Genomic DNA, 20,715 nt, shown 5'->3' on the forward strand with positions numbered 1-20,715 from the left:
GTTTAGCTGAGCAGAATATTGGCCAGTTTTGGTAAAGACCTTTCCAGTAAATACTGGTGATAGAATAGTCTCTGAGTTTGATGGCGCACATTCTAACTAATTTATTACAAAAAAGCTCGCGCAATCGTTTGGCATCGCAAAATTAATTGCAAAAAGCTTGTCTTTATCGGTAAAAAGTAACGAAACAGTTAATAGGAAAAGTTATGTTTCAGATTGGAGAACTGGCAAAACGCTGTAATGTGACCGCAGATACACTGCGATTTTACGAGAAAAACCAGTTAATCAAGCCAGCAGGTCGCAGTGAGTCAGGTTATCGTCTTTATAATGAAGACAACCAAAAACAAGTCAGCTTTATTCTCAAAGCAAAAGACCTTGGGCTGAGCCTCGATGAGATTCGTGAACTATTGAGTATCAAGCTCGAAGCGACCGAGCATAGCTGCGCTGAGGTGAAGGCGATTACCAGTGCCAAGCTTGGCGTCATAGATGAAAAAATTAACGAGCTGACCCGAATACGTACCGCGCTAAAGAAAATCAATGACGCTTGCTGTGGCCATGACAACGATGATGCAAGCCATTGCTCCATTTTGGCAGCACTAGAGAGTGAGCGTAGTTCGTGCAAACCCCATCGTTAATTGAGTATATCACTGAGCGATTTATCACTGAGTGGTGACGATATTTTAGACATTGGCTGCATATTTCTTGCAGCCACTCCCGCCTATGACAATCTAAGATTGCATTATTACCGCTAGGCTTGATTAGGTTTTACTTATACCCGTGCCTATAATCCCTTCCTTTGGTCGACAGCATAAAAATCCAACGGCTGCATATTCGCAGCAACGCATTTTTAATTTACGAGCTGAGAGTTTCAAATGGTCGGAATGTACTTTCAAATCAACGATTGGGTCCTAAGCGTTGATGAAAATAAGCTATATCGCCAAGATAGGGAAGTTTCGGTTGAACCAAGATTAATTAACTTATTGCTGTTTTTAGCTCAGCATGTTGGCGAAGTATTTTGTCGCGAAGAGCTAATTGAGCATGTCTGGTCTGGAGCGATTGTGACGGACCAAGTCGTCACTCAGTCTATCTTTGAATTGAGAAAATTACTCAAAGATGGCCGTGAAGATAACACTCACTATGTGGTGACAGTACCCAAACGTGGCTACAAGCTAGTGGCGAATGTTGAGTCTCTCGAGCGTTTGCCGCTGGGCAAAGGGAAAGCATCAGATGTGATGCACACTACCGACTATGACGAACCAGTGCATGGTATTGGTTCGCCAGAGATGACATTTCCGGCAGGGCCATTGACGCGAGCGGTATGTCAAAAGCGTCGCACTGGCTATTTCACCCTGAACTCTCGTGGTAAACACAATGCTCTTAATGCCCTGTGGATTAGTCTACTGATCGCGTTCATTGCGACTTTTACCTACCATCAAACCGGGGTGAAGATTACTCAGGCAATTGATGCTCATCTGGTTGAATTTCAATATCAGGAAGGCTTTAACAATAGCCAGTTGAACCACGAGCTGGCGGATGGGATTACGCAAAAGCTGATGTCGGATATCACTCAAGTGAGTTCCTATCGGGTGCAGTTGGATAAAGCTGACTTTACTTCAGGCATCTTGCCGGGCAAAACCATCTCTGTGCGAGTTGAGGATGAAAACGGTAGCGAGTTTTTAGTCGTCGAATACCGCAACAACTCTTCAGAGAAGGTGATCTTTAGTCGCCAGTACCCACTTGCGAGCCAGCATTTGAAGGTGATTTTACGTCAGGTGGCAGTGGACCTAATGAAGGCGATGAAAATCCCTCAGCCAGAACAGAAATCTACAGTGCTAGTCACTGGATTGCCTAACGATGCACAAGCGTTGCGATTGTTGATTCAAGCCAATCACTATTTAAATCAATCGGATGTGAAACAGTTCAAGCATGGCGTGGATCTGTTAGAACAAGTGGTGCAAATCGAGCCTGACAATTTGTATGTTCAAGCGGAACTCTACATTTCCTACTTTGTCGCACAAGCGCTTGAACCTGAGCAGCAATTGAATCAGTCACGGATTAATGCCCTGAGTCAAAACTTGCAAGCAAGTCGCTCTAGATTAGCCTCGCCAGTGCAGCCGAGAATCTATGAGGCTTTGGCGCTGGATGCAACTTTAAGTAATCATATGGATCTTGCTAAGCGTTATTTAGATCAGGCGTTAGCGACGAGAGACTCGACCTTGTCATATATCTTGCTTGGCAAACATGCAGAGTTGATGGGGGATTTGGACCAAGCCAGTGAAGCTTACAGTGAAGCTTTCTATATCGACACTGCTATTGAGACTTATATGTTGTGTGAGAACCTGATCTTTTACACTAACTTGAAGTCATTGGATTACGCCCTCTACCGTGCGGTTCATCCGTCAGTGGTTCATTTGCTCTAGACAGACAGTACTTTAAATCAAGCCCTCGCACTCTGCGGGGGCTTTTTTGTCTCACCTAGCCCAATTGGTGTTGCCGCCATCCTTTCCATAAATGCATCAATGACTCGAACGGTTAGCGAGTTGTAATGATGAAGCTAAAAGCCGCCATGACATTATCAGTAAGGAAGGATTGAGAAGCGAATGAGGGGCCGTTATCCAATTGCCGAGCACCGATTGATAAGTTGATTTTTTTATAACGTACTTCTGAGAGGATTTAGGGCTCTCTAGTAATGTATTGTAAATAAAGAGTTTTTACTGAATTTATCGTCAGGTTTATATCAAGCTTATGATGATTTCATCATCATTTTATTAATAACCTCACCATTATTTCTTTTAGGTTTTTTGAGCGTAATCTGCACGGCAAATCGAGTGAGATATTACAGGCAAGCTTGTGATGACATCTCACTAAGTCGCAGATTGAGCGTTTGAGCTCGTAGAAAAACTTGGAGACGTTATGTCATCAACGACAAAGAAAATCGGTGTGATTGCCTGTACGGGCGTTGTCGCCGGCAACATGATGGGCAGTGGTATTGCTCTGTTGCCATCTAGCCTAGCTACGGTGGGCTCTATTTCACTATTTAGTTGGATGATTTGTATTACTGGTGCACTGAGCTTAGCGTTCGTCTTCGCCAGACTGGCAACCAAAAACCCACAAGAGGGTGGGCCGATTGCATACGCGGGTGAAGTCTCTCCGGTGTTTGGTTTCCAAACCGGTGTACTTTATTACCACGCTAACTGGATTGGTAACCTCGCGATTGCCATTACCGGTGTTTCTTATCTATCGGTCTTCTTCCCAGTGTTGAACAATCCTATTCCAGCGGGCATCGCAACCATAGCTGCGGTTTGGGTGTTTACTTTGGTCAACTTACTTGGTGGTAGCTGGGTTAGTCGTCTATGTACCCTTGGTCTAGCGCTGATTCTTATCCCTGTGTTAGGGACTGCTTTCTTCGGTTGGACTCACTTTGACCCAGCCTTGTATCAACAAAACTGGAACGTTTCGGCTGGGACAGATAGCCACGCGATTATTACCGCTGTGCTGATTTGTCTGTGGTCATTTGTTGGCGTTGAATCGGCAGCGGTATCGTCAGGTATGGTTGAGAACCCTAAACGCACGGTACCTTTAGCTACCATGCTAGGTACTGGTATTGCCGGGGTGATTTACATTATCTCAACCCAGATGATCAGCGGCATGTTCCCAGCATCTGAAGTTGCTGCGTCTGGTGCTCCGTTCGCATTGGCCACCACAGAGCTGTTTGGTAGCTGGACGGCACCGTTTGTTGCAGCGTTCACTGCTCTGGCATGTTTCACTTCTCTAGGTTCATGGATGATGCTGGTTGGCGAAGCGGGTAAACGTGCTGCTAATGATGGCAACTTCCCGAAAATCTATGGTGAAGCAGACAAAAATGGTGTGCCTAAAAAAGGCCTTATTCTCGCTTCACTAAAAATGACAGTACTAATGGTGGTTTTGACTGTATTTAGCTCTAAAACCGCTCATACGGCAGACCTGTTCAATCAGTTAACCACTGATGCAGTGCTACTGACCATGCTGCCTTACTTCTACTCAAGCATTAACTTAATCCGCTTTGAAGGAATGACAACGCGTAACGGCTTTGTGATGTTCTTCTCTGGTATCGCGTGTGTGTTCTGCATGATTGCTCTTGCTGGCGCAGAAGGCACGACATTAACCGCGACTTTCATCATGTCTTTGGTCATCTTGATGTTCTACAGCAAAAAAGCAGGCCTGACTCAATATGTCGAGCTGCATGCCAATGACTCAACGGCTCCTGCAAGCCATTAATTTATCGCGTCAGTCGCTACTGAACTGACAACCCTAATACCCCTAACGGCGCTCATCTTACTCATTGTCTTAATTGACAAAGAGCGCCTTTTTTCGTCTTGGAGATTTCCAAATGAATATATTTGCCATCTTGAATCACATGGGCGTGTTCTTTAAAGAAGAGCCTGTACGCCAACTTCATCAAGTACTAGAGCAATCTGGCTACCAAGTTGTTTATCCTGTCGATGATAAAGACTTGATTAAAATGCTGGAAATGAACCCACGTATTTGTGGTGTGCTATTTGACTGGGACAAGTACTCACTCGACCTATGTCGTGAAATCAATCAGCTTAATGAGAAGTTGCCGGTTTACGCTTTTGCCAACGACCAATCCACCTTAGATATTAGCTTGACCGACTTACGTCTTAACGTACATTTCTTCGAGTATGCGCTAGGCATGGCTGACGATATTGCGATTAAGATTAATCAAGCGACCGAAGAGTACAAATCGGCGATCATGCCGCCATTTACCAAAGCGCTATTTAAGTATGTGGATGAAGGTAAGTACACCTTCTGTACGCCTGGCCATATGGGTGGCACTGCGTTCCAAAAAAGCCCTGCGGGTAGCATCTTCTACGATTTCTACGGGCCAAATACCTTCAAGGCGGACGTTTCTATCTCGATGCCTGAATTAGGTTCATTGCTCGATCACTCCGGTCCACACAAACAGGCTGAAGAGTATATTGCCCATACCTTCAATGCCGATAGCTCCTACATCGTGACTAATGGTACTTCGACTTCAAACAAGATTGTTGGTATGTACTCAGCGCCCGCGGGCAGTACCGTGTTGGTTGACCGTAACTGTCATAAGTCACTGACTCATTTAATGATGATGTGCGATGTGACGCCTATTTACTTCCGTCCGACGCGTAACGCTTACGGGATTTTGGGTGGCATTCCACAAAGTGAATTTAGCCGTGAAGTGATTGCTGACAAAGTGGCGACGACTCCGGGAGCATCTGCGCCAAGCTACGCGGTGATTACCAACTCAACCTATGATGGTTTGCTCTACAACACTCAGTTCATTAAAGAATCGTTAGATTGTAAGCATATCCACTTTGATAGCGCATGGGTGCCATACACTAACTTCAACCCAATTTACCAAGGTAAGTGTGGTATGAGTGGTGACGCGATGCCGGGTAAAGTGTTCTATGAAACTCAATCGACTCATAAGCTGCTGGCGGCATTCTCTCAGGCATCAATGATTCATATTAAAGGTGACTTCGACAAGGAATCGTTTAATGAAGCCTTTATGATGCACACCTCAACGTCGCCACAATACGGCATTGTCGCATCGACTGAGACGGCAGCGGCGATGATGCGTGGCAACACTGGACGTCGCTTGATGCAAAGCTCGATTGATCGCGCAGTACGCTTCCGTAAAGAGATCAAACGCCTTAAAGCAGAAAGTGATAGCTGGTTCTTTGATGTTTGGCAGCCGGACAATATCGACACTACTGAGTGTTGGATGCTTGACCCGAAAGAGACATGGCACGGCTTCAAAGATATCGACAGTGACCACATGTACCTTGATCCGATCAAGATTACGCTACTGACTCCTGGGATGAGTGAAGAGGGGGAGCTAGAGCAAAGTGGTATTCCTGCGACACTAGTGGCTAAGTTCTTGGATGAGCGTGGCATCGTGGTTGAGAAGACGGGCCCATATAACTTACTGTTCCTATTCTCGATTGGTATCGACAAGTCTAAAGCGATGCAATTGCTACGTGGATTAACTGAGTTCAAACGCGGCTACGATTTGAACCTGACTGTACGTAATATGTTGCCGTCACTCTACCAAGAGGACCCTCATTTCTACGAAGGTATGCGCGTGCAAGAGCTAGCTCAAGGTATTCATGATTTAACTAAGAAATATCGCTTACCTGAATTGATGTTCAAAGCTTTCGATGTACTACCTGAAATGAAAGTGACACCTCACAAAGCGTGGCAACAAGAGCTAAGTGGCAATGTGGAAGAGATCCAACTGAATGATATGGTTGGCCGCACTAGTGCCAATATGATTTTGCCATACCCTCCAGGTGTGCCTTTGGTGCTACCAGGTGAAATGGTGACGGATAGCTCACGCCCAGTATTGGATTTCTTAGAGATGCTGTGTGAGATTGGCGCTCATTACCCAGGTTTTGAAACCGATATCCATGGCCTATACCGCCAGCGTGATGGCAGCTACACAGTGAAAGTACTTAAAGATTAATTTCGCTAGCCAACTTGCAACCTAATTCGACAGCTCAATCCCCTCAAGCATAAGTCGGACAAAAGATAAGGACTCTGTCCTTATCTTTTTTTCATATCTATTGGTTAAAAAGGTCGCTTTTGGACTGACAGAGTGACGGTTAAGAAGCGCGGCGGATGTTGGCCTTAATCTCGGTACTCGGTTGGATTTCTGGCAGGTTGTGATAATAAATCGTCACCTGATTGCGGCCTGTTTGCTTGGAGTAGTACATTGCTTTATCTGCTTGAACCAAAAGCTCCTTAACCGAAGAGACTTGGCTATTGAGCTCTGCAATACCGATGCTTACCGTTGGATAGATAATATGTCCATCAACATGACACGGCGTCGCTTCAATCGATTGGCGAATTCGCTCTGCAATGTCGTATGCCTGAATGGCGTTGGTACGGCTCAATACAATACCGAACTCTTCTCCACCTAAACGACCAATAAAGTCACTGCAACGAATTAAATCTTGGCAGATGTGAGCAACTTGAGTGATCACCTCATCACCTGAAAGGTGGCCGACTTGGTCGTTGATCTCTTTAAAGTGGTCAATATCGAGCATTAAACAGGATAACAGAGACGGGGCAGGCTTATTAAACTCACATTCTAGGCCATGAATAAAGGCGCGGCGGTTTAAAATACCGGTCAGTTCATCGGTCTCGGCCAGTCGTTTTAGCTCTGTTTCATGCAAGTGAGACTGTGTTATCTCGCGATCTTGCCACAGCACATAGCGCTTGCCATTGGAAAGCGTGATTGGTTTAAACGTCGCTTCAAACCAGCGTTCTTCGACCTCTCCCCATTGCTGTAAAGCCTCAATCGACAGTTGCAGCAGTTGGCTTGGGTTGAGTGAATAGCGGAAGCTACAGCGTTGTCCTTTTGCTAAAGCAAACTCGAAACTGTTGGTTAGCTGGTGGGCGATAACGCTAGGCGCAAGCTCAGAGAAAGGTTGTGGTTGGCATGTCTGGTAGGGAATACAGCTTTGGCTATCTTCACTAAAGCTATCAACGACATAGCCTTGCTCGTTGATAACGATCAGACGATCTGGCAGCTCTTTGAGTAGCAAGCCAAGCCATTCTTCTCTTTGCATATCAACCATGTAGATGAGCCCAGACCGAAACGTAATTGATTATTATATCGCTACATTGGCGGTGTGCAATCGCAATGGATCACAGAATGGTGAATATTTGCTCACCTGACATTGTTGGTAACAATATATCAGACAACAAAAAGCCGGGCTCACAAATGTGAGCCCGGCTTTGGAAATCAAGAATTCGAATGAACGATTAGTTCATGCCGTATTATCAAATCTATTGTTTTGGTTGGTTTTGCTTTGTATTAACGTGATGCGCAAAATCCTTTTAGTATAAGGGTTTGGTTGGTTTTGTTGTATTTGTTTGTATTGGTTTGTTTTCATTTTTGTGGTTAACTCTGTGTACATATAGGGGTACATATTAAGTGGTTTTGTACCCAAAGAGGAAAACATGGCAAAGCTGTACGATAAACAACTGAAATCCCTTCTAAACAAAGCCCAAGAGAAAACGCTCGTCTACTCAGATGGGAACGGCTTGGGTGCTAGAGTTTCGCCACAAGGCAAAGTTCGCTGGCAGTTCCGTTATAAAGTCGAAGGAAAAAATAAAAGAATAGATTTAGGGGATTATCCGGACCTTTCAATTTTGAAAGCGAGAGATATAACTAAACAATGTCGAGAGTGGCTTGCCAATGGCCATGATCCTAAGCTCAAGCGCGAGCTAGAACGCTCGGCAACTCTTAAGCCAATTACTGTCAAAGAAGCCTTAGAGTACTGGTTAGTGGAGTATGCCGAGGATAATAGGGCTAATGCTGGTAAACACAGAGCGCAATTTGAACGTCATTTGTATCCATACATTGGACACTTACCATTAGAGCAGACGGAAACGCGACACTGGCTGGAGTGCTTTGACCGAGTTAAAAGAGGAATCCAAGGTAAACAACGTCCAGCACCTGTTGCCGCTGGATATGTGCTCCAAAATGCTAAACAAGCCTTGAGATTTTGTAGAGTCCGTCGCTATGCCACCAGCCGTGTTCTAGATGATTTAAATATTTCCGATGTTGGTAATAAACAACGAAAGAAAGATAGAGTTTTATCTATTCCTGAGATGGTTGATGTGTGGTGTTTTACTGAAGGAACCAAACTGCTTCCATATTACGCTAAGCTGGTTCGATTGTTGATGATATTTGGTGCTCGCAGTCAGGAAATTAGATTGTCAACATGGTCTGAATGGGACTTAGAGGCAATGCTCTGGACTGTTCCTCAAGCTAACAGTAAAACAGGTGAGCGGATTGTACGGCCTATTCCTGAATCTTTAGTCCCTTGGTTAAAAGAGCTTAAAGTCGCTAGTGTTGATGAAGAGTATATATTGGGAGAAGAAAAACAGCCTGAAGCTGTAAGTCAAAAGGGGCGCTTGCTCTGGAAGCAGCTTGGGCATTCTGAAAAATGGACTTTACATGATTTACGGAGAACATTTGCTACTCGGTTGAATGATTTAAGTGTTGCGCCGCATATTGTAGAGCAGCTATTGGGGCACAGTCTTGGAGGGGTAATGGCTATTTATAATCGTAGTCAGTATATACCCGAAAAGAGGGCTGCTCTGGATATGTGGTTAGAGCATCTGGATATGCTGTCCATGGCAAATGAGAATGTTATTCCTATTAGAGCTTAACGTTTATATGAGATGGTTATTGGGGATTCACTTGCAGCTACTGTAGCGTTGAAGAGGCACTTAGCCACTGAGTTGTAATTTCCTCGATCAAATAAGGCCACTATTTAGCGGCCTTATTGTTATGTCGGTAGTTTTATCCACCTAACGGCTAGATTGCATGCTGGACATGCTTTTTTTCAGAAAAAGTAGAATACTTAGAAGGTACTTTGCTAGGTGAGCTCTCTTTTTTCCAATTTGGCCAGCTAGTTACGATGTCTTTTGACTCTCGAAGGTGCTGCCTGAATGTAGAACTTTGCTGAGTTTTCATCTGCTTTCCTCTAGTTTTTCTTCAATTATAGATGCTGCGAACCTTTCTCTCTCAATATAGGAAGAGGGAAGCATCTGCATCCTAAGTGTAGCATTACCCGCTTCAAATGTTGTAGCGTTGCCTTCTTTATCTTTGCGCTTGAGCACATCCCCGCTACCTAAGCTCAAAGAGAAAAGTTTAAAGAATGAGCGAGGTCCTACACCAACGAAAGGCTCGAATATAACGCTATTTCCTTCATCTTCTCTCTCATAAAAAGAGATTGAATCAGAGTGGAAGTTAGTAGCTTTACTCTTGGGGTATGGTTCAACGTATACCACTCTAGAGACCCCAGAGGCGACAATATGCTTAGCGCAGTTATGACATGGAAAGGTAGTGCAATAAAGAGTGGTCTCTTTCGTGCTAATGTAGTGCCTAGCACAAGATAATATTGCCTCCATTTCCGCATGAACGATTCTACCGTATTCAGTGATGTCTTTAACTTTACTAACTTTTATTACTTCCTTAATGTTCTCTAACTGTTTTCTGCTTAGCTTAGTGTCTTTTGACTTTGTCAGGCGACTCATTATGTCTTCGATGATTGCAGTCTGCTCATTCTTGTTAGAATCAAAACCTCTTTTGTAGTCTCTACCAGATGCTTCATCAACAATCGCTTTTTCTTTCACATCAAGTTTTGGCCAATATAGGCCACCACCAGCCCGAGGTACATCATTAGCACCTGTTGCGATGATTTGTTCGTCTTTGGCTACTACGGCTCCAACTTGTCGAGATAAGTCGGCTGATCTAAGAGAAGATGAAAAAGCCATGAACATCGCATACTCGTCGAATGTAGGTGTAATGAACGGATGGCCAAATGTTAGATCTAATATTCTCCAAATATCATTTTGAAGTTTGTCGTTATCACCATCCTGATTGATAAAAAAATCGGACAGGTGATAAGTATCTCTAGTTTTTTGACCAAATTGGTCTGACTCGTCTTTGTCTCTCGACATTAACGTTTTTGCTCGTTCTGGAGAGATGTTTTTGTTTTTTTGCAGGTACGAAAGTCTTCTTTCTTTTGATGAGTAAACACCGATAAGAAAAAAGCCATTAGCGTATATTTTCCGAAGCTCTTTAACTTCTTCTGGAGTTTTTAAAGACGATATTATAAAGGCTTTGCGAGGTAGGGGGCTGTCTTTCAAGCCTTCTTGAGACCGAATGTGATTGATTTTAGCTGCGATCCCTTTTGCTAGAATCGATTTATCTCCATACTGCTGCCTGAGAGAGTTACCCGCAGTCATTAGCTTGTCTATTCTATCGTAGGGAGTGGTAGAGTCATCTTTGCTAGCTAATTCCTCGATAACATCTTTTGATACTTTTACGTTTTTGCAGTCATAGTTAAAATGACTCAGCCTTTCGCTTATTAACTTTGATACTTCATCGAGCTGGACGCCAACAGCACCAACCAAGCCTATGACTAGCTCTGAATCCCTGTATCCTGCATAATCCATATATAAACTCTCATTCTAATATATTGGATTAATATAATAAAAAAGTAGCATATGTTCAGTGACCAATTTCATATTGATTGGGGCAATATATATACGATTGTGTTGTAAGACTCTCAAAATCCACCAATAAACGTATCCACGAACCCTTTAAATCGGTCTGCTAAGCGGCCGACAATTTTCTTGCGTTGTAGAATGGTTGGTTTGGTTTCTAAAGTCTCAGCAAAGTCATCGCGCAGCGGCATTTCTTCACTTAGTTCGTATCGATTCACTAGGATCTGTAGTTTGTCGGTGTTTAACTTTTCTTCTTCAGCCATCACTTCCAAAGCTTTACGTTTTTCACGTTCCCAGAAGTACTCAAATTCTTCCTCTACGTCAGTGTGAGCAGGAATGCCATCAAGGTGTTCATTCATAAACTTCTCGATAAGCTCTTTCTTGCTGAGTAGTGCAGGATCAGAGCTAATGATATTGGCTATGACTTGACGCTTATTCTCTCTGCTTTCTTGGCTCTCTTCTTCGTGCAGTTCACGTAGTAGGTGCAAGATATAGCTAACATTCACTTCATCACGGTGCAGTAGCTCCAGCTCAAAATCGACATCTTCTAAGATAGAGACTTTTTCTTTGCTGGTGGATTCTCGGATTTGACGACTCAAGTCTGCGTATTTGCTTGTGAAGTCTTGGAACTCCTGTTCATCCATATCGGCTAAAGACATATCGAAATCTGCAAAATTACTTAGCATGTTCTTAAGTTGTATTAGCTTGCGGAACTGCAAGACAAATAGCTTTTGCGCTTCTTCATCTGGTAGGGTGTCAACGGCGTCTATATTTGGCGTAATAGCTTTTAGGGCTTCGCACGCTTTATTGAAATCTGCCATCAGTTCATCAAACGAAGGTGTTTCAATTACTTCTTTCGGCCGTTTATTGGAAAACAGCGTGAATGCTTCGTCAGCGGCTTTCTTTAGATTACGGAAGCATACGACATTCCCGTGAGACTTTGTTTCGTTCAGAATGCGATTGGTGCGCGAGAAAGCCTGAATTAGACCGTGATGCTTTAGGTTTTTATCTACATAGATGGTGTTAAGGGTCTTAGCGTCAAATCCTGTAAGGAACATATTCACCACCAGCAAAATATCAATCTCTTTGGCCTTTACACGCTTTGAAATGTTTTTGTAGTAGTCGTAAAAGGAGTCACTATCTTTTGTGCTGTAGCTCGTCCCAAACATCTGATTGTAATCATTAATAAACCCATCTAGCTTTTCTCTGCTGTGGAGCTTTATCTTATCCCCTTGATTGAGGTATTTGGCGGCAACTTCTTTTACTTGTTTGTCATCGCTGTTACCTAGCTCAAATTCTTCTTCCTCGTTTGCTTCATAGCTAAAAATGGTAGCAATCTTGAGCTTGTGTTTGCCCTCGGTTTTCTTTTTAGCGAATAACTCGTAGTAGGCAATGAGCTCAGGAACACCAGCAACACAGAACATGGCATTGAACTCACCACTGTGTGTTTTACGTTTGTGGTGAGCAATGATGTAGTCGGTTATTTTTTCTAATCGAGTAGGGGAGCAGAGGAGCTCTTTGGTATCGATATCTTCTACTTCAATATCAAGGTTGTTGTTGGAGCCGTCTTTGTATTGATAGCGACCCACGTATTCAATAGCGAATTTGAGTACGTTGTTGTCACGTATGGCATCGACAATGACATACGGATGTAAACAATCTCCAAATAGGTCACGAGTAGTTCTTTTAACCGAGTTCTTTGCCACAGCGTTATCAGCAAAAATTGGAGTTCCAGTAAAGCCAAACAGTTGTGCTCGATTAAAGAAGCTCACAATATTCTGGTGTGTATCTCCAAATTGACTGCGATGGCATTCGTCAAAAATAAAGACAATGCGTTTATCTTGTAGAGACGCCATCTCTTTTAGATAGCGCTTCTTGGTAACAACATTGTTTAGCTTTTGGAGTGTAGTCACCACCAGCTTCGTATTGCGCTTTTCGTTGATTTCTCTGCCTTTGATGGGCTTATCAAGTAGCTGGTGGAAAAGAATGCGGGTATTGCTTGTTGTATCAATACACCCTTTTGAAAAAGCATTAAATTCTTCGGCTGTTTGGTAATCAAGGTCTTTTCTGTCTACAACAAATACTACCTTATCAACGTCATTAAGAGCGGTCATTAGCTGAGCGGCTTTAAAGGACGTGAGAGTTTTTCCTGAGCCAGTAGTATGCCAAATGTAGCCGTTCTTACTTGAAGTCTTAACTTGGTTGATGATCGCTTCAACTGCATAGAACTGATAAGGGCGTAACACCATTAAGCACTTCAACGTCTCATTGAGCACAATGTACTTCGTTAGCATTGATGTGATGTGCTTAGGTGTTAAAAAAGCACTCGCAAAGTCATGTAGCTTGCTAATTCTAATATTGTTTACGTCCGTCCAGTCAAAGGTTTGTTTTGCTGAAAGCTCACTATTGTTGGCAAAGTAGTGAGTGTTAACGCCATTTGAAATGACAAAGAGTTGGATGTAGTTGAACAGTCGATGATTGGCGTTGTAAGAGTGCTTCTGATAACGCTTTACTTGGTTAAAGGCTTCTTTTAACTCAATACCTCGTCTCTTAAGCTCCAATTGAATCAGTGGCAGGCCATTGACCAAGATAGTCACATCATAACGATTAGTGTAGGTCCCTTTTACTGTTATTTGCTGCGCTATTTGGAAGTGGTTTTGTTCTGCCTTATCAAACAACAATGTGAGGTGGAGAGAGTCTCCATTATCAAGTGTCACTGCGATGCGATCACGCAAGGTTTTGGCTTTAGTGAAGATATTTCCTTGTTCCAACTTGCCCAATACTTGACGAAACTCGGAATCAGTTAGAGTGCAGTGGTTAACTCTCTCAAGTTGAAGTTTCAAATTAGCTTCGAGTGCGGCGTTGTCTTTTAGCCGAACGACCTCAAAGCTCTGAGTGTTGAGCTGAGTAATTAAGTTATCTTCTAATTGTTGTTCTGATTGATAAGCCATATGACGTATTAGGACCCTAGATTGCTACTGCATAGCGCCCCAGCGTATGGGCGCAATGGCAGGAATTACACAAACATCTGTTGGAGCAAGCCTTTTTTAAACTGCTTTGTCTGCTCGATTTGTTCTGCAACTAAATCGATTTTACTATCGATGGATTGCAGGAATTGAGCTATTTTTTGTTGTTCAGCTAAACAAGGCAAAGACAACTTTAGTTCTTTTAAGTTTTTAAAGTACAGTCGGGTCCTTGTTCCGCCTTGCTTTTGTTGAATAGCGAAGCGTTTAAATTCATGGCCTTCATTGAGCTTTGTCTCAAGAAAGTATGTGTCCATTTCTACAGTCTTAAATACAGGGTACTCTTTACTGACAGCTCCGCGCTCATAATCTCTGTTTACATTGAACTTGAAAATTAAATCATCACTCATATGACGATAGGTAAAATAACCTAAGGGGAGAACGCCATACTCTCCTTCATTAATAACAGACCTTTCTTGTAAATAAAGCCCTGTTCTCGAAGAAGTTAAAATTGGTAAATCTGTGTTGGCTGGTACTAGCTCTTTATAGGGTTCCAAGTACTTGCCGAGAGCTTCTGTTTTCCAATCAGGATACGCTTTACCATCATCCTTAAAGCGGATCTGCTGGCTGAAAACCTGCTGCATCACGCCTTTTTTGTATTCTTTGAGTAGGCGGTGCTTTTCTGTTAGTTGGCTGGTTTTTATATCGATTGTTGTGAGGAAGTCAACGATTCTTTGTTGCTCTTTCCTATCTTTGGGATATACAAAAGATAACCCCTTGAGTTCGTCAGTATCTAGTTTTCCAGCCCCAATCCCCGTACCAGTAACCATGTTTAGTAGTCTGTTTTCTTGCGCAAGAAACCACAATAGAAGGAAGCGGCTTGATGTCACCTCATGTGTATTGATAGCTTTTACATCTTGGTTGAAAGCTACTTTGCGACTTGCAATGCCGACAGGAACTTTGTTGAAAAGCATGCTTCCACGAACAAGTAATAGCAAAGTTCCCTTTTCCGCAACTTTAGCTGCCTTTAAACCTTCTTTTGTTAGAGTGTGCTCGGAACTCCCAAATGAATGACCGTACATTGAAGATGCACTTATCCATGGATACTCGCCTCTCCAAAAGTTTGAATTATTTTTAGATGGAGTATTTCCGGACTTAAAAGAAGTTATGTCTCCGAGCTGGGTACGAAACCATGGTGTGGTAAAAGATTTGAATTTTAGTTTTGGAGCATTGTTCATTTTTGCTCCTCAAACGGCGCATCAATCTCCAATTCGGAGCAGAAACCTGCAATTGTCAGATCGGTTTCTAGCATCGCATTGTCATTTTTTACTAGCAGTTTAGCTACAGCGGATAAATCAACAAGCTCATCCTCTTCAAAGGTATCAACATAGCGCGGAATATTGAGGTTATAGTCGTTTTTAGCAAGGTCAGCTTGGGTCGCAACAAAGGCAAATTTATCGATATTTTCACGTTTAGTCACAGCATTGAGAATACGCTGTAAATCTTCTTCACGCATGTAGTTGTTATTGGCGCCTTTCTCAAAATGCTGACTGGCATCAATAAAGAGTACGTTGTCATTAACTTGGCGGTTTTTCTTAAACACCAAGACACAAGTCGGGATTGAAGTGCCGAAGAAGATATTAGCAGGTAGACCGATCACGATATCAAGGTAGTTTTTCTCTTTGAGTAGATGTTGGCGAATATGCCCTTCAGCCGCACCACGGAATAGCACCCCATGCGGCAGTACCACTGCCATGGTACCTGTGTCGTTGAGCTGGTGGATCATGTGCTGAACAAACGCAAAGTCCGCTTTTGATTTTGGTGCAAGTTTGCCGTAGTCCGAGAAACGGTCATTGTTAAGGTGCAACGGATTGGCTGACCACTGTGCAGAGAAGGGCGGGTTAGCAACCACAGCATCAAAGCGTTCATCGAAGTGCATTGGCGTTTCTAGCGTGTCATCGTTCTGGATATCGAAACGTTTGTAGTGGACGTCATGCATGATCATGTTCATGCGTGCCAAGTTATAGGTACTTGGGTTACGTTCTTGACCATAGTATTTGATGTCTTGGTTTTGCGCTTCTTTTGCTACGCGCAATAGTAAAGAGCCAGAGCCACAAGTTGGGTCGTAGACTGACTTCACGACAGGATTATCAAGTGTTACCAGTTTAGCGAGTAGTTTTGAAACCATTTGTGGAGTGTAGAACTCACCTGCCTTTTTACCTGCGCCGCTAGCGAACATACCAATTAGATATTCGTAGGCGTCTCCTAGGACATCGATTTCACTGTTTTGTAGGTGGAAGTCGATGTTATCAAGATGGACGAGTACCTGAGCAATTAACTTATTTCGTGCGTCTGGCGTTTTACCTAGCTTATTAGACTGCAAATCTAGCTCGGCAAATAGGCCATCAAAGTCATCAGCACTATCAGAGCTCATGGTGCTTTGTTCGATGTCCGTTAATACATCACGTACATCATCAAGAATAAACTCACCGTTCTCACCTGCTTGTGCGACAACATGGAATAGCTCTGACGGGTTAAAGAAATAGCCTAACTTATCAATCGCTTCTTCACGAATCGCGTCTAATACTTCTTTGCCTTCTTCGGTCTTTTCGTCAATACCAGCAAACTTGATACCGTCTTCGGACAATAGCCCTTCAGCGTATTGGTTAAGTTTATCTGAAAGGTATTTGTAGAAGATGAGCCCTAAGATGTAGTCACGGAAATCATCCGCATCCATATTGCCACGAAGTGTGTTAGCGATGTTCCAAAGCTGCTTCTTAAGCTCTTGTTGATGTTGTTCGACCATGGTAGTGCTTTAACCCATAAAAGTGATGGGCGGTAGTTTATCAGAGCTAATGCAGGTGATGGCATAAATAATAAGGTTTGAAGACAAATAGTGAGACAGTAATGCACCCCCTTTAATCGTTGTTAATGAAATGCTAACCATACTTTGTTTCAAAAAACGATCGGTTTTAAGAATGCTACCGATCGATCGTTTTAAAAAGACAGGGCTCTAATATTTTGTTTGTTATGGATTATTTGGTTTGTTGCTTTTATGTTAACCGATATTGCTGATAGAGAAATTTTGTTCGAGCGATCAGTTTAATTTCACTTTGGCGTGAGCAAGCCTGCTTGTTGAGTAGTCTTTTGTGTGCTTTGGTCTGCTCCCCTTAGTTGCATTTTTTGCAAGGTAGCTTAGCCGGTATATAGCGGCTTGTTGGCTTTCAGTACAGTTTCTGTGGATTAGGTAATAGCAGTTCTTCGGTAGATAGAAGCCCATTGTTGTATCGTGTTCTAAAAGCTCCTCTACAAGCCTTACAACTCTGGCTGAGTGATTTACTTTGTGACCATTAAGTATCAGCGCAGCATGGTAGTGTGGGTTGCCTTCCGTTTGTTCTCTTACCCAAACGAAGCCAACGTTACAGCGGTAGCGCCTTTTTAGCCTTGAAGTTAGCTTGGCTATTAGTGAAGACATAGCTTTGTTGTTTGGCGTAGACAAGTAGCTTCTGAAGTCGATACGAACAATCAATAGCCTTGAGTAGTGACTGAACAGTGCGTTTAGCTGCTCCATTATTTTGCGCATTATTTTGTTGCTCACTCCTTCATTGAATCTCATAACTTGCCAAATCTGTTCATTAAAGATGAAGGGCTCTGTGCGTTTATTAGGTGGTAAATAATATAAATATCCTGCACTCATATTTGGTGCGGACTGCTGCGGATACGCATAACTAAAGGGCTGAAGGTTAGAGTCATTATCAGTAAAGCCGCTGAAAACCTTCATTTGCGTTTCATCTTGTGTCATCAATGAGTGAAAAATAGGCAGGTTTACCCTGCCTAATTCTTTGTGATGTTAGCGGTTCAGCCAGTTGGAATAGTCTTTTTCACTCCAGCCAACGGTTCGTTTGTTTATAACAATTGGAGGCGGAAACGCTCCACTTTTGGTCCAACGATAGAGTGTTGAGCGACTTACTTTCAGTCTGCGCCGCATTTCTATGGGGCGAATCAAGTCAGTCACTGGATAGGCTTTTGCAACAAGCTTGCATATAGGGCTCATTTATACCCCCATTGCTCGCTGATCAACCCAAGTCATAATCTCAGATAGCCTCCATCCAACAGAACGACTACCCAGAATCATTCTCTTAGGAAAGCGACCTTGTTTTTCTAGTTGGTAAGCTTGCGAGCGAGAAATACTGGTAATACGCAGACGCTCTTTTTCTCGAATGATACGGTCTTGAATCGATGAATTAAGCAACATTTTAGAGTCTCTGTTTGTCTTCATTTAAGTTGGATTGATGATGACTGCTTGGGCAGAGCTTGTCGGGGGAGAAATTTATTTTAATTTCCCCCCTTTTAGATGAGCTATAGGTGCTTCAGTTTCCTTTGACTTAACTCTCGGTCAGCTAGGAGGTTTGATTTGAGTTTTGAGAATGTGTGCTGACAAAAGAGCGTCTTTTGGTAAAACGGCTTTACTGAGTCTTTAAATTGCTCTGTTGTTTTCGTGTATCCAAACAATAACTCAGTCAATGAGCCTTGTGGATAGTGTATAGGTCGCCATTCCTGTGTCCCCTGTGATTTATGTGCACGTGCATGTAGAAGTAGATCGAGATAGGGGATTGCTTTGTAAGATAGGAGCTTCTTGAAAGCACCAATTGAAGCTTGATTGTTAATCTTGGAGCAAGGCTCAGGAATGTTTTGAAGAACTCTTTGTTGGGCGATGATGGAAGCTGCTGAGTTAAGAATGGACTCATCTGTTGCGTTGCTAAGGTCAATGCTCAGGAGCATTTGCTTTTTTTGAGAATGATGGGGCAGTAGGTAGCTTGGAGATGCTGGGGAGGGAGAGCATTGATAGTCTTGGCAAATTGTTAGGATGTCGATGTCATTGAGGGCTATGACTGATTCGCATTGGCGAGCATTTCTTTCTGAGGTGGAGAAGTCGTTTAAGATTGGGTTTCCAGCGGTGATAGCTTCAAGGCTTTGGTTATCACAGAGCTTTTGTCCATTTTCTCTTGTGGGTTGCCGGTATAACAACAGTCGATAATCTAGTTCATTAATAAAATCGGTGACAGTCAATTCTTCCAAACTTTGGTAGTTGTCCAATAAGAACCAGTGAGGCCAATAGGGTGACTGCGAGTTGCTAACTATAATCGGTTTATTGCTCATAAATAGGTTAAGGATTTACTCAAGGGTACACATGAGGGTACATAAAATAGAAAAGGGCTTTCCTAAATAAGGAAAACCCTTTTCAAAAGATATACTTATGAACTTTTCTTTAGTTCATGCCGTATTTCTTAAGTTTCTTGCGAAGAGTACCGCGGTTGATACCCATCATAGTTGCTGCGCGAGTTTGGTTACCGCGAGTGTACTGCATGATAGTATCTAGTAGTGGCTGTTCAACTTCAGCTAGAACTAATTCGTATAGTTCTGTTACTTCTTGGCCGTTTAGTTGAGCCAAGTAGTTTTTAAGAGATGCTTTAACAGAGTCACGCAAAGGCTTTTGAGTAATCTGGTCTTGTGACGTTACTGTAGTTACTGTTAATGCTTCTGAAGTCAGATTTTGTTCGAACATATTCGGTCTAGCTCTTCTCTTAATTATGATGCAACGTTTACCCGTCATATTTGAAGCCGTAGCTTCAACTATTCAGGCTTTATCAAAATACTCTTCTAACGCTTCAAGTTGCAGCTCTGCTGCGTCGATGGCGTTGAAGGTACGGCGAAACTCACTTGCTTGCTCATGTTCTTTTAGGTACCAACCAACGTGCTTACGCGCGATACGTGGACCTAAATACTCTCCATAGAAACTATGTAGGGCATTCACATGACCAAGCAGGATGTCTTTCACTTCCGAATACGGAAGATCAGGCATCGTGGTGCCGTTTTCCAAAAAGTGTTGGATTTCCTGGAAAATCCACGGACGACCTTGGGCAGGGCGTCCAATCATCAAAGCGTCTGCCCCAGTGTACTCTAGGACAAATTTAGCTTTCTCTGGGCTATCGATATCACCGTTAGCAATAACCGGAATAGAGATCGCTTGTTTTACCGCTTTAATGCTGTCGTATTCGGCCTCACCTTTGTACATACACGCTTTAGTACGCCCATGAAGGGCCAAAGCTTGTATGCCGCAGTCTTCGGCTAATTTAGCGATTTGGACGCAGTTTTTATTGTCTGTGTCCCAGCCAGTACGGGTTTTCAATGTCACAGGGACATCCACGGCGTTCACTACAGCTTGCAGAATATCTTTAATGATATCTGGATACTGTAGCAGCGCTGAGCCGGCTAGCTTCTTATTCACTTTCTTTGCTGGACAGCCCATGTTGATGTCGATGATTTGCGCACCGTTTTCAACACTAAACTGAGCAGCGTCGGCCATAAGTTGTGGATCGGCTCCCGCAATCTGTACAGAGCGAATGCCCGATTCGCCTTCATGCACCATGCGTTGCTTCGACTTTGACGTTTTCCATAGCTTTGGGTTTGACGACATCATTTCACTGACGGCCATCCCAGCACCATAGCGGAGGCACAACTCGCGGAATGGTCTATCCGTCACGCCAGCCATTGGGGCAACGATGAGATTGTTCTTAAGTTGGTGGTTTCCGATTTTCAAAACGTCTTCACAGCTTAGTACCAGCAAGGGCGCGCATTTTACGCATTTTTTTGCGCTGTGAAAAGACTAATATTTGAGCATTTA

At 43.2% G+C, this 20,715-nt stretch carries 16 protein-coding genes; 5 read left to right on the forward strand and 11 right to left on the reverse strand.

Going from position 1 to position 20,715, the window contains the following annotated elements:
- Window positions 1-203: 203 nt before the first annotated feature.
- The 4 genes from zntR (at window position 204) to ACHUFZ_RS12475 (ending at window position 6,502) form a co-directional block, all read left to right on the forward strand.
- Window positions 204-632: a Zn(2+)-responsive transcriptional regulator gene (gene zntR, locus ACHUFZ_RS12460; RefSeq protein WP_394127437.1), complete on the forward strand. Its 429-nt coding sequence runs from the start codon at window positions 204-206 to the stop codon at window positions 630-632.
- Window positions 633-869: 237 nt separating this feature from the next.
- Window positions 870-2,417, forward strand: coding sequence for a lysine decarboxylation/transport transcriptional activator CadC (gene cadC, locus ACHUFZ_RS12465; protein ID WP_394127438.1), 1,548 nt, complete (start codon window positions 870-872; stop codon window positions 2,415-2,417).
- 493 nt (window positions 2,418-2,910) lie between these two features.
- A complete protein-coding gene (cadB, locus tag ACHUFZ_RS12470) occupies window positions 2,911-4,254 on the forward strand; it encodes a cadaverine/lysine antiporter (RefSeq protein WP_394127439.1) in 1,344 nt (447 codons plus the stop codon).
- 112 nt (window positions 4,255-4,366) lie between these two features.
- Window positions 4,367-6,502, forward strand: coding sequence for a lysine decarboxylase CadA (locus tag ACHUFZ_RS12475; protein WP_394127440.1), 2,136 nt, complete (start codon window positions 4,367-4,369; stop codon window positions 6,500-6,502).
- Window positions 6,503-6,641: 139 nt separating this feature from the next.
- Here ACHUFZ_RS12475 and ACHUFZ_RS12480 read toward each other — a convergent pair whose 3' ends face one another.
- Entirely contained in the window at window positions 6,642-7,619 is a 978-nt protein-coding gene (locus ACHUFZ_RS12480; protein ID WP_394127441.1) for a GGDEF domain-containing protein, read from the reverse strand.
- Between the two features lie 385 nt (window positions 7,620-8,004).
- Between ACHUFZ_RS12480 and ACHUFZ_RS12485 the strand changes: the two genes are divergently transcribed.
- On the forward strand, window positions 8,005-9,222 hold the full coding sequence (locus tag ACHUFZ_RS12485; protein ID WP_394127442.1) for a tyrosine-type recombinase/integrase: 1,218 nt from the start codon (window positions 8,005-8,007) through the stop codon (window positions 9,220-9,222).
- Between the two features lie 303 nt (window positions 9,223-9,525).
- Here ACHUFZ_RS12485 and ACHUFZ_RS12490 read toward each other — a convergent pair whose 3' ends face one another.
- The 10 genes from ACHUFZ_RS12490 to dusB all read right to left on the reverse strand — a co-directional run bounded on the left by ACHUFZ_RS12490 (window position 9,526) and on the right by dusB (window position 20,631).
- Window positions 9,526-11,016: an anti-phage dCTP deaminase gene (locus ACHUFZ_RS12490; RefSeq protein WP_394127443.1), complete on the reverse strand. Its 1,491-nt coding sequence runs from the start codon at window positions 11,014-11,016 to the stop codon at window positions 9,526-9,528.
- 113 nt (window positions 11,017-11,129) lie between these two features.
- Entirely contained in the window at window positions 11,130-14,018 is a 2,889-nt protein-coding gene (locus ACHUFZ_RS12495) for a type I restriction endonuclease subunit R (RefSeq protein WP_394127444.1), read from the reverse strand.
- Between the two features lie 65 nt (window positions 14,019-14,083).
- Entirely contained in the window at window positions 14,084-15,268 is a 1,185-nt protein-coding gene (locus ACHUFZ_RS12500; protein WP_394127445.1) for a restriction endonuclease subunit S, read from the reverse strand.
- On the reverse strand, window positions 15,265-16,836 hold the full coding sequence (locus tag ACHUFZ_RS12505) for a type I restriction-modification system subunit M (protein ID WP_394127446.1): 1,572 nt from the start codon (window positions 16,834-16,836) through the stop codon (window positions 15,265-15,267). The genes ACHUFZ_RS12500 and ACHUFZ_RS12505 overlap by 4 nt, the downstream gene beginning before the upstream one ends.
- A 291-nt stretch (window positions 16,837-17,127) precedes the next feature.
- Complete coding sequence (locus ACHUFZ_RS12510; RefSeq protein ID WP_394127447.1) at window positions 17,128-17,832, reverse strand: YagK/YfjJ domain-containing protein; 705 nt, start codon at window positions 17,830-17,832, stop codon at window positions 17,128-17,130.
- A 48-nt stretch (window positions 17,833-17,880) separates the two neighbouring features.
- Window positions 17,881-18,084 (reverse strand): helix-turn-helix transcriptional regulator, encoded by a 204-nt coding sequence (locus ACHUFZ_RS12515; RefSeq protein WP_021457415.1) that lies wholly within the window; start codon window positions 18,082-18,084, stop codon window positions 17,881-17,883.
- Window positions 18,085-18,285 (reverse strand): AlpA family phage regulatory protein, encoded by a 201-nt coding sequence (locus tag ACHUFZ_RS12520; protein ID WP_021457416.1) that lies wholly within the window; start codon window positions 18,283-18,285, stop codon window positions 18,085-18,087.
- A 104-nt stretch (window positions 18,286-18,389) separates the two neighbouring features.
- Window positions 18,390-19,190: a DUF6387 family protein gene (locus ACHUFZ_RS12525; protein ID WP_394127448.1), complete on the reverse strand. Its 801-nt coding sequence runs from the start codon at window positions 19,188-19,190 to the stop codon at window positions 18,390-18,392.
- A 109-nt stretch (window positions 19,191-19,299) separates the two neighbouring features.
- Window positions 19,300-19,596 carry a DNA-binding transcriptional regulator Fis gene (gene fis / locus ACHUFZ_RS12530; RefSeq protein WP_000462885.1) on the reverse strand — a complete coding sequence of 99 codons (297 nt, stop codon included), beginning with the start codon at window positions 19,594-19,596 and terminating at the stop codon, window positions 19,300-19,302.
- A 72-nt stretch (window positions 19,597-19,668) separates the two neighbouring features.
- Window positions 19,669-20,631 (reverse strand): tRNA dihydrouridine synthase DusB, encoded by a 963-nt coding sequence (gene dusB, locus ACHUFZ_RS12535; RefSeq protein ID WP_394127449.1) that lies wholly within the window; start codon window positions 20,629-20,631, stop codon window positions 19,669-19,671.
- Between the last annotated feature and the right edge of the window lie 84 nt (window positions 20,632-20,715).

This window comes from Vibrio hepatarius (genome assembly GCF_043642085.1).
Classification (GTDB): Bacteria; Pseudomonadota; Gammaproteobacteria; order Enterobacterales; family Vibrionaceae; genus Vibrio; species Vibrio hepatarius_C.